An 11,871-nucleotide genomic window follows, 5' to 3' on the forward strand; every position below is an offset into this window, starting at 1 on the left:
TTGAGGGTGCCGCTCCTGACATAGGCCAGGGCGATCACCCGACGGTCAGGAGGACGCTGATCTCGGTGTAGTCGTCTTGGTGATGCTGAGCGTGGGCTTCGTCGACGGCGTCGACCTGCCGCCGTGTCGGCTCCTGTTACCCGGTTTACCCGGTGGGGGTCGAAGAGTTCACGGAATCACCCGCCCCAGCACCTCCCGCGCATACTCCTCGTCGTACGCCGCGCCCGTCAGCAGCACCTGCAGACAGATCCCGTCGATCAGCGCGACGAGCGCCCGCGCGGTCACCGGGTCGGTCCGCCGGGCCAGTTGGTCGGCGAGGTCACGGGCCCACTCGTCGGCGACGGGGCGCAGGGCGGGGCGGCGCAGGGCTGCGAGGTACAGCTCGTACTCCAGCTCGACGCCCGTGCGGTCACCCGCGAGCCACTCCCCCACCCAGCCGGCCAACTCCCCGGCCAGGTCGGTCCGCGGGTCCTCAAGACCACCCCGCGAGGCGATCACCTTGGCGAAGGCCTCGTTGGCCTGGCGCAGGGCGGCGACCATCAGCTCGTCGAGGGTCGTGAAGTGGTACGTCGTCGAGCCGAGCGGAACATCGGCCTCGGCGGCGACGGAACGGTGGCTGAGGCCCGCGATGCCCTTCTCCCCGACCACCCGGATCGCCGCGTCGATGATCCGCTGCCGCCGCTCGGGGTCGTAACGCCGGGCCATCAGTACGTGCCTCCCTTGACCATCAGTACGTGCCTCCCCCGGCCATCAGTGCGCACCGCCGAGGTTGAGGACCACGACCCCGACGATGATCAGCGTGATGCCGGCGGCCTTCGCGAGGGTCATGCCCTCGCCGAGGAACACCGTCCCGATCCCCACGATGGCGGCGGTGCCGAGGCCCGCCCAGATCGCGTAGGCCGTACCGACCGACATGGACTTCAGCGTCTGCGCGAGCAGCGCGAAGGAGAGCACGTATCCGAGGACCGTGAGGACCGACGGCCACAGCCGGCTGAAGCCGTGGCTGAACTTCATGGCGGTGGTGCCGCCCACCTCCGCGGCGATCGCCGTGAGGAGCATCAGGAATCCCATGTGTACGAGTGTACATAACGGAATCCCGTAGAAACCGCTCACTGAAACAGCTGCTCGGACACCTCTCACTCCACTACTGTTTCACCGTTCACACACCTGGCTTTCACGGTCACGGCCGTCGCCATGGGCGCCGCTGGAGGAACAGCGCATGCCAGACAGTCCACCCCCGCCTTCCCCCAACTCCCCCTGGGAGAACAGCTGGACACCCGACACCTCCCGAGCCCCCGGAACCCGCCGGCTCTATCTGGCCGGGGCGCTCGTCGTCACCACGATCGTCGTGTGCGTCACGGCAATCGTCGTGACGGACAAGCAAACTGACGACACGTCACGCACGAAGAAGGCGGACCCGACGGCACCGGCCGGCGCGGACGGCCCCGGCCTGCTCTCGTTCGCGTCCCCGTCGAAACAGGGCACGCCGACGCCCGACGAGCACAAGCCGACCTCGACGAAGGCGCCGAGCACCACCACGCCCCCCGCCACCGCGGAACACAGCTCGTCGAAGCCCTCCGCGAAAGCGCCGTCACCCGCCAAGTCGACGTCGTCCCACGGGAGTTCATCCGGCTCGCACGGGTCCTCGGGCTCCTCGTCCTCCACCGCCTGGAAGTCGGTCCGCTCGGTCAACTACCCGGACCGCTACTGGCAGGTGAGCGGCGACTTCGTCAAGCTCAACCCGGCCGACTCCGCCGCGGCCCGCCGCGCCGCCACCTTCAAAGTGGTCAAGGGCCTTGCGAACAGCTCCTGTTACTCCTTCACGACGGCCAACGGCACCTACCTCCGCCATCGCAACTTCATCCTCCGCGCGGAACGCAACGACGGCTCCCCCCTCTTCAAACAGGACGCCACCTTCTGCCCCCGCCCGTCGCCCTACTCCGGCGCGGTGATGCTGGAGTCGGTCAACTACCCGGGCCGCTTCCTCCGCCACCAGGACTTCCAGCTCAGGCTGGACCGCTACCAGGACAGCACCCTGTACCGGTCGGACTCGGCGTTCCGGTTGGTGGCGGGGCTCGACTAGGCGGGCTCAACCAGGGGGTTCAATCAGGCGGGCGCGTCACGAAAGGCGATCAGCGAGGCCTTGGGCCGCAGGACGCAGAACTCGTTGCCCTCAGGGTCGGCGAGCACCACCCAGCCCACGGCCTCGCCCTGCCCGATGTCGACCCGCCGCGCGCCCAGCGCGAGGATCCGCTCGACCTCGGCCTCCTGGTCGTCCGGGGCGAGGTCGAAGTGGAGCCGGTTCTTGACGGTCTTCGGCTCACTCACCGGCATGAAGCAGATGCCGGTCTCCGCGAACTCCCCTGGCCCGATGACCACTTCACGCGGTTTCTCGGACAGCACCCGCCAGTCCAGCACCCCGCACCAGAAACGAGCGAGCCCCGGCAGATCGTGCGTGTCGACGACGATGTGATGCAAAGAAACGGCCATACCCCAAAGGTATGGCCGTTCCGGTGAACCCGAAGGCTCAGAGCTGCTCAGGCAGGCTCACACGTTCTCAGACGTTGAACCCCAACGCCCGAAGCTGATCCCGGCCGTCGTCCGTGATCTTGTCGGGGCCCCACGGCGGCATCCACACCCAGTTGATGCGGAGTTCGTTGACGAGGCCGTCCGTCGCGGACTTGGCCTGGTCCTCGATGACGTCCGTCAGCGGGCAGGCCGCCGAGGTCAGGGTCATGTCGATGGTGGCGATGTTGGCGTCGTCGATGTGCACGCCGTAGATCAGGCCGAGGTTGACGACGTCGATGCCCAGTTCGGGGTCGACGACGTCGAGGAGGGCCTCGCGGACCTCTTCCTCGGAGGCGGGCTTGATCTCCATGGTCTCGGTGTCACTCATGCCGTCTTCCTTTCCGCGTCGGAGTCGGCTCCGCCCAGGGCCTGGGCCGTCGCGTCCTTCCACGCCATCCAGCTGAGGAGGGCGCACTTCACCCGTGCCGGGTACTTGGAGACGCCGGCGAACGCGATCGCGTCCTCCAGCACCTCCTCCATCGCGTCGTCGGGCTCGATCCTGCCCTTGGACTGCATCAGCTCCAGGAAGGTCTCCTGGATCTTCTGCGCCTCGGACAGCTCCTTGCCGACGAGGAGGTCGTTCAGTACGGAGGCCGATGCCTGGCTGATGGAGCAGCCCTGGCCCTCGTAGGAGATGTCCGTGATCTGCTCGCCGTCGTACTTCACGCGCAACGTGATCTCGTCGCCGCACGTCGGGTTGACGTGGTGCACCTCGGCGTCGCCATCCCGCAAGCCCCGGCCGTGCGGGTGCTTGTAGTGGTCCAGGATGACTTCCTGGTACATCGAATCCAGCTTCACGATTCCAGCCAGCCCCTCAGCCGAAGAAGTTCCGTACGTGCTCCAGACCGTCGACCAGTGCGTCGATCTCGGCCGGCGTGGAGTACAGATAGAACGACGCTCGCGTGGTCGCAGGAATTCCGTAGCGCAGGCAGACGGGGCGGGCGCAGTGGTGGCCGACCCGGACCGCGATGCCTTCCTCGTCCAGCACCTGGCCCACGTCGTGCGGGTGGATGTCACCCAGCGTGAAGGAGATCGCCGCGCCTCGGTCCTCGGCCGTGGTGGGGCCGATGATCCGCAGGTCGGGGACGTCCAGCAGGCGCTTCACCGCGTACTCGGTCAGCGCGTGCTCATGGGCGAGGATCTTGTCCATGCCGATCGCCGACAGGTAGTCGATCGCCGCGCCCAGACCGACCGCCTGGGCGATCGGCGGGGTACCCGCCTCGAACTTGTGCGGCGCGGGAGCGTATGTCGACGAGTGCATCGACACGGTCTCGATCATCTCGCCGCCACCCAGGAACGGGGGGAGGTCTTCGAGCAGCTCCTGGCGGCCCCAGAGGACGCCGATGCCCGTCGGGCCGCACATCTTGTGGCCGGTGAAGGCCACGAAGTCGGCCTGGAGGGCCTGCACGTCCAGCGGCATGTGGGGCGCGGCCTGCGAGGCGTCGATCAGGACCAGGGCCCCGACCTCCTGCGCACGGCGCACGATCTTCTCGACCGGGTTGACCGTGCCGAGGATGTTCGACACCAGGACGAAGGAGACGATCTTCGTCTTCTCCGTGATGATCTCGTCGATGTTGGAGAGGTCGAGGCGGCCGTCGTCCGTGAGGCCGAACCACTTCAGCTTCGCGCCCGTGCGCTGCGAGAGCAGCTGCCACGGCACGATGTTGGAGTGGTGCTCCATCTCCGTGATGACGATCTCGGTCTCGTGGTCCACGCGGTAGGGCTCGTCGGCCCAACCCAGCATGTTCGCAACGAGGTTGAGCGACTCGGAGGCGTTCTTGGTGAAGATCACCTCGTCGCGGCTCGGCGCGTTGATGAACGTCGCGACCTTGTCGCGCGCGCCCTCGTACAGCGCCGTGGCCTCCTCGGCGAGCACATGCACACCGCGGTGGACGTTGGCGTTGTAGCGCTCGTAGTACTCGTTCAGGGCGTCGAGCACCTGGCGCGGCTTCTGCGAGGTCGCCGCGTTGTCCAGGTACACGAGCTTCTTACCGTCGTGGACCGTGCGGTCCAGGATGGGGAAGTCCTTGCGGATCGCCTCGGTGTCGAGGAGGCCGGAAAGCCCCTGGCGGGCCACTGTCACGCTGATACGCCACCCTTCGTGTAGGCCTCGTAGCCCTCGTTCTCCAGCTTGTCGGCGAGCTCGGCGCCGCCGGACTCGACGATCCTGCCGCCGGAGAAGACGTGCACGAAGTCGGGCTTGATGTAGCGCAGGATGCGCGTGTAGTGCGTGATCAGCAGGGTGCCGACCTCGCCGGTCTCGCGGACGCGGTTGACGCCCTCGGAGACGACGCGCAGGGCGTCGACGTCCAGGCCGGAGTCGGTCTCGTCGAGGATCGCGATCTTCGGCTTGAGCAGCTCCAGCTGAAGGATCTCGTGGCGCTTCTTCTCACCGCCGGAGAAGCCCTCGTTGACGTTGCGCTCGGCGAAGGCCGGGTCCATGGAGAGGCGCTCCATGGTCTCCTTGACCTCCTTCACCCACGTACGCAGCTTGGGGGCCTCACCGCGGATGGCCGTGGCGGACGTGCGGAGGAAGTTGGAGACGGACACACCGGGGACCTCGACCGGGTACTGCATCGCGAGGAACAGGCCGGCGCGGGCGCGCTCGTCGACGGACATCTCCAGGACGTCCTCGCCGTCGAGGGTGACGGTGCCGCCGGTGACCGTGTACTTCGGGTGGCCCGCGAGCGAGTAGGCGAGGGTCGACTTGCCGGAGCCGTTCGGGCCCATGATGGCGTGGGTCTCGCCCTGCTTCACGGTGAGGTCGACGCCCTTGAGGATCTCCTTCGTGGCGTTGTCGGCCTCGACGGTGACGTGCAGGTCGTGGATTTCAAGCGTTGCCATGGGTTCCTCAGGACTCCTGGGTGAGGGAGGCGCGTACGTCAACGAGGACGCTGCCCCCTTCGATCTGTACGGGGTAAACGGGTACGGGGCGCGTGGCGGGAAGGCCGGACGGCTTGCCGGTGCGCAGGTCGAACGCGGAGCCGTGCAGCCAGCACTCGATCTGGCAGTCCTCCACGTCGCCCTCGGAGAGCGAGACGTTCGCGTGCGAGCAGATGTCGTTGATCGCGAACACCTCTCCTCCGGTCTTCACGACCGAGACCGGCGTGCCGTCGAGTTCCACCCGCTTCGGGGTGTCCTCCTCCAGCTCGCCGAGGCCACAGGCGCGTACGAAGGCCATCAGACCGACGCCTCCAGCTCCGCGTCGATCTTCTCCAGCAGCCGCTCCTGGATGTCGGCGACACCGATCTGCTGGACCAGCTCGGCGAAGAAGCCGCGGACCACCAGGCGTCGGGCGTCGTCGGCGGGGATGCCGCGGGCCATCAGGTAGAAGAGCTGCTCGTCGTCGAAGCGGCCGGTCGCGGAGGCGTGTCCGGCGCCGACGATCTCGCCGGTCTCGATCTCCAGGTTGGGCACGGAGTCGACGCGGGCGCCGTCGGTCAGCACGAGGTTGCGGTTCATCTCGTACGTGTCGGTGCCCTCGGCCGTGGCCTCGATGAGCACGTCGCCGATCCACACCGCGTGGGCGCCCTCGCCCTGCAGCGCGCCCTTGTAGACGGCGTTGGACTTGCAGTGCGGGACGTTGTGGTCGACCAGGAGGCGGTGCTCCTGGTGCTGGCCGGCGTCCGTGAAGTACAGGCCGAACAGTTCGGCCTCGCCGCCGGGTCCGGCGTAGGCCACGCGCGGGTGCAGTCGTACGAGGTCGCCGCCGAAGGTGACGACGAACGACTTGAACGTGGCGTCCCGGCCGATCAGGGCGTTGTGCTGGCCGACGTGCACGGCCTTGTCGTCCCAGTCCTGGACGGAGACGACGGTGAGCTTGGCGCCGTCGCCGACGATGTAGTCGACGTTGGCGGCGAGGACCGCGTCACCGGTGTGGTCGATGACGACGACGGCCTCGGCGAAGGCTCCCAGCTCGACGACCTGGTGGCCGTAGGCGACGCCGCCCTCGCCGTGCACGGCGATGCGGATCGGCTCGGTCAGGACCGTCTCCTTGGGGACGGTCACGACCGAGGCCTTCTCGAAGGACGAGTAGGCCTGCGCGGCCACGCGGTCCACCGGGGTGCCCGCCTTGCCGAGCCGCGCGTCGTCACGGCCGACGGTCTCCACGGTGACCCCCTCGGGGGTCCCGATGGCGACCTTCACGCCGTCGCCGGTGGCGACCGCGGTGCCGTCGTGCAGCCCGCGCAGGCGCTCCAGCGGGGTGAACCGCCACTCCTCCTCGCGGCCGTGGGGGACCGGGAAGTCCGCCACGTCGAAGGAGGGGGGCGCGCTCATGCGCGTGGCGACGGTCGACTCGGCGGCCACCGCGATCGATCCGGCGGTGGTGGAGGACCCCACCGTGGAGTTCTGAGCCTCAGCCATGGCTGTCGTAGTGCTCGCTTTCTGTGATCAAGAAGTGTGCCGGCAGACGGTCGGGGTCAGCCGACCGAGCCTTCCATCTGGAGCTCGATCAGCCGGTTGAGCTCCAGGGCGTACTCCATGGGCAGTTCCTTGGCGATCGGCTCGACGAAGCCGCGCACGATCATCGCCATCGCCTCGAACTCGGTCATGCCCCGGCTCATCAGGTAGAAGAGCTGGTCGTCGCTGACCTTGGAGACGGTCGCCTCGTGGCCCATGGACACGTCGTCCTCGCGGACGTCCACGTACGGGTACGTGTCCGAGCGGGAGATCGTGTCGACGAGCAGCGCGTCGCACAGCACGTTCGACTTGGAGCCGTGGGCGCCCTCGCCGATCTCGACGAGACCGCGGTAGGACGTACGACCGCCGCCGCGCGCCACCGACTTGGAGACGATGTTGGACGACGTGTTCGGCGCCATGTGGACCATCTTTGAGCCGGCGTCCTGGTGCTGGCCCTCGCCCGCGAAGGCGATGGAGAGGGTCTCGCCCTTGGCGTGCTCGCCCATCAGGTAGACGGCCGGGTACTTCATCGTCACCTTGGAGCCGATGTTGCCGTCGATCCACTCCATGGTCGCGCCCTCGTAGGCGACGGCGCGCTTGGTGACCAGGTTGTAGACGTTGTTCGACCAGTTCTGGATGGTCGTGTAACGGCAGCGGCCACCCTTCTTCACGATGATCTCGACCACCGCGGAGTGCAGGGAGTCCGAGGAGTAGATCGGCGCCGTACAACCCTCGACGTAGTGCACGTAGGCGCCCTCGTCGACGATGATCAGCGTCCGCTCGAACTGGCCCATGTTCTCCGTGTTGATACGGAAGTAGGCCTGGAGCGGGATCTCGACGTGCACGCCCTTCGGCACGTAGATGAAGGAGCCGCCGGACCACACGGCGCTGTTCAGCGACGCGAACTTGTTGTCACCGACCGGGATGACGGTCCCGAAGTACTCCTTGAAGAGCTCCGGGTGCTCCTTCAGCGCGGTGTCGGTGTCCATGAAGATGACACCCTGCGCCTCGAGCTCTTCGTTGATCTGGTGGTAGACGACCTCGGACTCGTACTGGGCCGCGACACCGGCGACGAGGCGCTGCTTCTCCGCCTCGGGGATGCCGAGCTTGTCGTACGTGTTCTTGATGTCCTCGGGCAGGTCCTCCCAGGACTCCGCCTGCTTCTCCGTGGAGCGCACGAAGTACTTGATGTTGTCGAAGTCGATGCCGGAGAGGTCGGAGCCCCAGTTCGGCATGGGCTTCTTCTCGAACAGGCGCAGACCCTTGAGACGGAGCTTGGTCATCCACTCCGGCTCGCTCTTCTTGCCGGAGATGTCCCGGACGACGTCCTCGTTGATGCCGCGCTTCGCGGAGGCACCGGCCACGTCGGAGTCGGCCCAGCCGTATTCGTAGGTGCCCAGGCCCTCAAGCTCGGGGTGGGCGGTCTCCTCGATGGGGAGCGTCATGCGGGGTTCCTCCCGGCGGTACGTGCAGATGTGTTCGGTGGATCGGAAACGGTCTTGGAAATCTTCGGGGTATTCGAGTTCTTCGGGATAAACGTGGTGCACACGCCGTCGCCGTGGGCGATGGTGGCCAGTCGCTGGACATGGGTGCCGAGCAGCTGGGAGAAGAGCTCGGTCTCCGCCTCGCACAGCTGCGGAAACTGCTCGGCGACATGGGCGACCGGGCAGTGGTGCTGGCAGAGCTGCTCACCGACCGGTGCGCTACGCGCCGTAGCAGCGTACCCGTCCACGCTCAGGGCCTTGGCCAGGGCTTCCGCGCGGTTCTCCGGGGCGGCGGCCTCGACGACCTTGCGGTAGGCGATGGCCTGGGCGGCCATGCGGTCACGGGCGAAGGCCACGACGGCCTCGTCCCCGCCCTCGCGCGCCGCGATCCAGCGCAGCGCGTCCGCGGCGAGCTTGTCGTAGGACTGGTCGAAGGCGTCGCGACCGCAGTCGGTCAGGGCGAACACCTTCGCGGGACGGCCGCGCGTGCGCGCTCCGTAGACCCGCTGCTCACGTGCTTCCACGACGTCGTCGGCGACGAGTGCGTCGAGATGACGGCGTACGGCGGCCTGGGTCAGCCCCAGCCGGCCGGCGAGGTCGGCCACGGTCGACGGGCCGTGGTCCAGGATGGAGCGCGCGACACGGTTGCGGGTGGACCGCTCACCGGTCGCGAGTTCCTCCTGCGGAGCCTCGCCAACGTTTTTCACAACGCCATTGTTGCGTAATTCCTCAGAGGCAGGCAACCCGCGTCCGGCGGATGGACGGTGCGCTGCATCACTTAGGCATACCTAATCTGACCTGCGGGAACGATCTTTGATCGATCAATTCACTGGCGCCACGCACCCCCTTCGAGGACACTCCACGACCATGCCCACACCCCCTCCCACCGGCCCACTTGTCACCCGGGACACAGCCGCCGCACAACTGCGCGAGCTGGGCGTCCGCCCCGGCGAGACCCTCCTCGCGCACACCTCCCTCAGCTCCCTCGGATGGGTCTGCGGAGGCGCCGTGTCGCTCGTCCAGGGACTCCTCGACGCCCTCACCCCGGACGGCACCCTGGTCGTCCCCACCCAGACCGGCGACCTCTCTGACCCGGCCCACTGGGGAAACCCGCCGGTCCCCCGCGAGTGGTGGGACACCATCCGCACCTCCATGCCGTCCTACGACCCCCTCGTCACGCCCTCCCGCGGCGTCGGCGTGCTCCCGGAGACCGTCCGCACCTGGCCCGGCGCCGAGCGCTCCGCGCACCCGCAGACGTCGTTCGCGGCGCTCGGCCCGCGCGCGAGCGAGATAGTCGCCGGCCACGCGACCGACTGCCGGCTCGGCGAGCGCAGTCCGCTGGCCCGCCTGGAGGCCCTCCACGCGCGCGTGCTACTGCTCGGCGCGGGCTACGACGCCTGCACGAGCTTCCATCTCGCCGAGTACCGCGTCCCGTCCCCACTGGTCCAGGTCGGCCGCCCCGGACCGGACGGCTGGGAGACGGTGACCGAGGTGTCGATCACCTCCGACCGCTTCGACGAACTGGGCCACGACTTCGAACGGGACCGTCCGGTCCTCCGGGGGAAGGTGGGCGCGGCCGACGCCCGGCTGTTCCCGGTGGCGGACGCCGTGGCGTACGCGGAACGGTGGCTGCCCCTGCACCGCCCCCGTGAGGAGGAGATCCCGTCCGGGGGAGATCCCGCACCCGCCCGCCTGAGGCGCGGGCCGCGTACCTAGACTCGGGCCCATGCGAAGTGAGCCCGTGCTCCAGGTCCAGGCCCTGGTGAAGCGGTACGGCACGAAGACCGCGGTGAACGGCCTCGACCTGGAGGCCGATGCGGGCGTCACCGCGGTGCTCGGTCCCAACGGGGCGGGCAAGACGACCACGGTCGAGACCTGCGAGGGGTACCGGAGGCCGGATTCCGGCACGGTGCGCGTCCTGGGCCTCGACCCGGTCCGCGAGTCCGCCGCGCTGCGCCCCAGAATCGGCGTGATGCTCCAGTCCGGCGGTGTCTACTCGGGCGCCCGCGCCGACGAGATGCTCCGCCACATCGCCAAGCTGCACGCGCACCCGCTGGACGTGGACGCGCTCATCGAGCGCCTGGGGCTCGGCAGTTGCGGCCGCACGACGTACCGGCGCCTGTCCGGCGGCCAGCAGCAGCGTCTCGCGCTCGCGATGGCCGTCGTAGGCCGCCCGGAACTGGTCTTCCTGGACGAGCCGACGGCGGGCCTCGACCCGCAGGCCCGCCGCGCGACCTGGGACCTGGTCAGGGACCTGCGCACGGACGGTGTCTCCGTGATCCTCACGACCCATCACATGGACGAGGCCGAGCAGTTGGCCGACGACGTGGCGATCATCGACGCCGGCAAGGTCATCGCGCACGGCTCCCCCGAGGACCTGTGCCGCGGCGGGGCCGAGAACACGCTCCGCTTCAGCGGCCGCCCCGGCCTCGACGTCGGCTCCCTCCTGAAGGCCCTCCCGGCCGACTCCACGGCCGCCGAACTGACCCCGGGCTCCTACCGCGTCGGCGGCAAGGTCGACCCCCAACTGCTCGCCACGGTCACCTCCTGGTGCGCGCAGCACGGGGTGATGCCGGAGAAGATCTCGGTCGAACGGCACACCCTGGAGGACGTTTTCTTGGAGCTGACCGGCAAGGAGCTGCGCTCATGACCACGGCGACTTATGCGCCCGCACCGGGGGCGGCCCCCCTCCCCCGCATGATCGCGGCACAGGCGGCCCTCGAAACGAAGATGCTCCTACGGAACGGCGAGCAGCTCCTCCTCACGGTGGTCATCCCGACCCTCCTCCTGGTCCTGTTCAGCTCGGTGGACATCGTCGACACCGGCAAGGGCAAGTCCGTCGACTTCCTCACCCCTGGCATCCTCGCCCTGGCCGTGATGTCGACGGCGTTCACAGGCCAGGCCATCGCCACGGGCTTCGAACGCCGCTACGGCGTCCTGAAGCGCCTCGCGTCCTCGCCGCTCCCCCGCTGGGGCCTGATGACCGCGAAGACGGCGGCGGTGCTCGTCACGGAGATCCTCCAGATCATCCTGCTGACGGCGATCGCCTTCGCCCTGGGCTGGTCCCCGCACGGCAACCCCCTCGCGGTGTTCCTGCTCCTGATCCTCGGCACGGCGGCCTTCTCCGGCCTCGGCCTGCTGATGGCCGGCACCCTGAAGGCGGAGGCCACGCTGGCCGCCGCGAACCTGGTGTTCCTGCTGCTGCTCGTCGGCGGCGGGGTGATCGTGCCGATGGACAAGTACCCGGCGGGGGTTCAGGACGTGCTGGGGTTGCTGCCGATCTCTGCCCTGTCGGACGGGTTGCGGGATGTGTTGCAGCAGGGGGCGGGGATGCCTTGGGGGGATCTGGGGATTCTGGGGGTTTGGGCTGTTGTGGGGCTGGGGGCGGCTGGGAGGTTCTTCCGCTGGGAGTGAGCGT

General features: G+C 68.5%; 15 protein-coding genes. 4 read left to right on the plus strand and 11 right to left on the minus strand.

Annotated elements, in window-relative coordinates:
- Window positions 1-168: 168 nt before the first annotated feature.
- Complete coding sequence (locus OG496_RS16745) at window positions 169-705, minus strand: TetR/AcrR family transcriptional regulator (RefSeq protein ID WP_405971421.1); 537 nt, start codon at window positions 703-705, stop codon at window positions 169-171.
- Window positions 706-750: 45 nt separating this feature from the next.
- The gene (locus OG496_RS16750) at window positions 751-1,071 is read right to left on the minus strand and encodes a multidrug efflux SMR transporter (protein ID WP_366494239.1); all 321 of its coding nucleotides are present in this window, start codon (window positions 1,069-1,071) and stop codon (window positions 751-753) included.
- A 148-nt stretch (window positions 1,072-1,219) separates the two neighbouring features.
- Between OG496_RS16750 and OG496_RS16755 the strand changes: the two genes are divergently transcribed.
- Window positions 1,220-2,083, plus strand: coding sequence for an AbfB domain-containing protein (locus tag OG496_RS16755; RefSeq protein ID WP_405971422.1), 864 nt, complete (start codon window positions 1,220-1,222; stop codon window positions 2,081-2,083).
- Window positions 2,084-2,106: 23 nt separating this feature from the next.
- Here the strand turns inward: OG496_RS16755 and OG496_RS16760 are convergent, their stop codons facing one another.
- From OG496_RS16760 to OG496_RS16800, 9 genes are all read right to left on the minus strand, one after another.
- Complete coding sequence (locus OG496_RS16760) at window positions 2,107-2,490, minus strand: VOC family protein (RefSeq protein ID WP_405971423.1); 384 nt, start codon at window positions 2,488-2,490, stop codon at window positions 2,107-2,109.
- 67 nt (window positions 2,491-2,557) lie between these two features.
- Complete coding sequence (locus tag OG496_RS16765) at window positions 2,558-2,896, minus strand: metal-sulfur cluster assembly factor (protein WP_019060535.1); 339 nt, start codon at window positions 2,894-2,896, stop codon at window positions 2,558-2,560.
- A complete protein-coding gene (gene sufU, locus OG496_RS16770) occupies window positions 2,893-3,366 on the minus strand; it encodes a Fe-S cluster assembly sulfur transfer protein SufU (protein ID WP_019060534.1) in 474 nt (157 codons plus the stop codon). Before sufU ends, OG496_RS16765 begins: the two co-directional genes overlap by 4 nt.
- Before the next feature lie 16 nt (window positions 3,367-3,382).
- On the minus strand, window positions 3,383-4,651 hold the full coding sequence (locus tag OG496_RS16775; protein WP_360075362.1) for a cysteine desulfurase: 1,269 nt from the start codon (window positions 4,649-4,651) through the stop codon (window positions 3,383-3,385).
- Entirely contained in the window at window positions 4,648-5,412 is a 765-nt protein-coding gene (sufC, locus tag OG496_RS16780; RefSeq protein ID WP_405971424.1) for a Fe-S cluster assembly ATPase SufC, read from the minus strand. The genes OG496_RS16775 and sufC overlap by 4 nt, the downstream gene beginning before the upstream one ends.
- Before the next feature lie 7 nt (window positions 5,413-5,419).
- Entirely contained in the window at window positions 5,420-5,749 is a 330-nt protein-coding gene (locus tag OG496_RS16785) for a non-heme iron oxygenase ferredoxin subunit (RefSeq protein ID WP_328684064.1), read from the minus strand.
- On the minus strand, window positions 5,749-6,933 hold the full coding sequence (gene sufD / locus OG496_RS16790; RefSeq protein ID WP_405971425.1) for a Fe-S cluster assembly protein SufD: 1,185 nt from the start codon (window positions 6,931-6,933) through the stop codon (window positions 5,749-5,751). Before sufD ends, OG496_RS16785 begins: the two co-directional genes overlap by 1 nt.
- 56 nt (window positions 6,934-6,989) lie before the next feature.
- On the minus strand, window positions 6,990-8,414 hold the full coding sequence (gene sufB / locus OG496_RS16795) for a Fe-S cluster assembly protein SufB (RefSeq protein WP_328684062.1): 1,425 nt from the start codon (window positions 8,412-8,414) through the stop codon (window positions 6,990-6,992).
- Window positions 8,411-9,160, minus strand: coding sequence for a metalloregulator ArsR/SmtB family transcription factor (locus OG496_RS16800; RefSeq protein ID WP_366494234.1), 750 nt, complete (start codon window positions 9,158-9,160; stop codon window positions 8,411-8,413). The genes sufB and OG496_RS16800 overlap by 4 nt, the downstream gene beginning before the upstream one ends.
- A 160-nt stretch (window positions 9,161-9,320) precedes the next feature.
- Between OG496_RS16800 and OG496_RS16805 the strand changes: the two genes are divergently transcribed.
- Genes OG496_RS16805 through OG496_RS16815 form a run of 3 tightly spaced genes read left to right on the plus strand, consistent with a single transcriptional unit; the run spans window position 9,321 to window position 11,867 of the window.
- On the plus strand, window positions 9,321-10,169 hold the full coding sequence (locus OG496_RS16805; protein ID WP_405971426.1) for an aminoglycoside N(3)-acetyltransferase: 849 nt from the start codon (window positions 9,321-9,323) through the stop codon (window positions 10,167-10,169).
- 10 nt (window positions 10,170-10,179) lie between these two features.
- Window positions 10,180-11,103: an ABC transporter ATP-binding protein gene (locus OG496_RS16810; RefSeq protein ID WP_405971427.1), complete on the plus strand. Its 924-nt coding sequence runs from the start codon at window positions 10,180-10,182 to the stop codon at window positions 11,101-11,103.
- Window positions 11,100-11,867, plus strand: a complete 768-nt coding sequence (locus OG496_RS16815; RefSeq protein WP_405971428.1) for an ABC transporter permease — start codon at window positions 11,100-11,102, stop codon at window positions 11,865-11,867. The genes OG496_RS16810 and OG496_RS16815 overlap by 4 nt, the downstream gene beginning before the upstream one ends.
- Window positions 11,868-11,871: the final 4 nt, after the last annotated feature.

This window comes from Streptomyces sp. NBC_00988, assembly GCF_045162645.1.
Taxonomy (GTDB): domain Bacteria; phylum Actinomycetota; class Actinomycetes; order Streptomycetales; family Streptomycetaceae; genus Streptomyces.

Excerpts from the sequence above, each read along its gene's own strand:
- sufC (WP_405971424.1), bottom strand. The coding sequence starts at position 5,412 with ATGGCAACGCTTGAAATCCACGACCTGCACGTCACCGTCGAGGCCGAC.
- OG496_RS16765 (WP_019060535.1), bottom strand. The coding sequence starts at position 2,896 with ATGAGTGACACCGAGACCATGGAGATCAAGCCCGCCTCCGAGGAAGAG.
- sufD (WP_405971425.1), bottom strand. The coding sequence starts at position 6,933 with ATGGCTGAGGCTCAGAACTCCACGGTGGGGTCCTCCACCACCGCCGGA.
- sufB (WP_328684062.1), bottom strand. The coding sequence starts at position 8,414 with ATGACGCTCCCCATCGAGGAGACCGCCCACCCCGAGCTTGAGGGCCTG.
- OG496_RS16755 (WP_405971422.1), top strand. The coding sequence starts at position 1,220 with ATGCCAGACAGTCCACCCCCGCCTTCCCCCAACTCCCCCTGGGAGAAC.
- OG496_RS16785 (WP_328684064.1), bottom strand. The coding sequence starts at position 5,749 with ATGGCCTTCGTACGCGCCTGTGGCCTCGGCGAGCTGGAGGAGGACACC.
- OG496_RS16805 (WP_405971426.1), top strand. The coding sequence starts at position 9,321 with ATGCCCACACCCCCTCCCACCGGCCCACTTGTCACCCGGGACACAGCC.
- OG496_RS16745 (WP_405971421.1), bottom strand. The coding sequence starts at position 705 with ATGGCCCGGCGTTACGACCCCGAGCGGCGGCAGCGGATCATCGACGCG.
- OG496_RS16815 (WP_405971428.1), top strand. The coding sequence starts at position 11,100 with ATGACCACGGCGACTTATGCGCCCGCACCGGGGGCGGCCCCCCTCCCC.
- OG496_RS16810 (WP_405971427.1), top strand. The coding sequence starts at position 10,180 with ATGCGAAGTGAGCCCGTGCTCCAGGTCCAGGCCCTGGTGAAGCGGTAC.
- OG496_RS16760 (WP_405971423.1), bottom strand. The coding sequence starts at position 2,490 with ATGGCCGTTTCTTTGCATCACATCGTCGTCGACACGCACGATCTGCCG.
- OG496_RS16750 (WP_366494239.1), bottom strand. The coding sequence starts at position 1,071 with ATGGGATTCCTGATGCTCCTCACGGCGATCGCCGCGGAGGTGGGCGGC.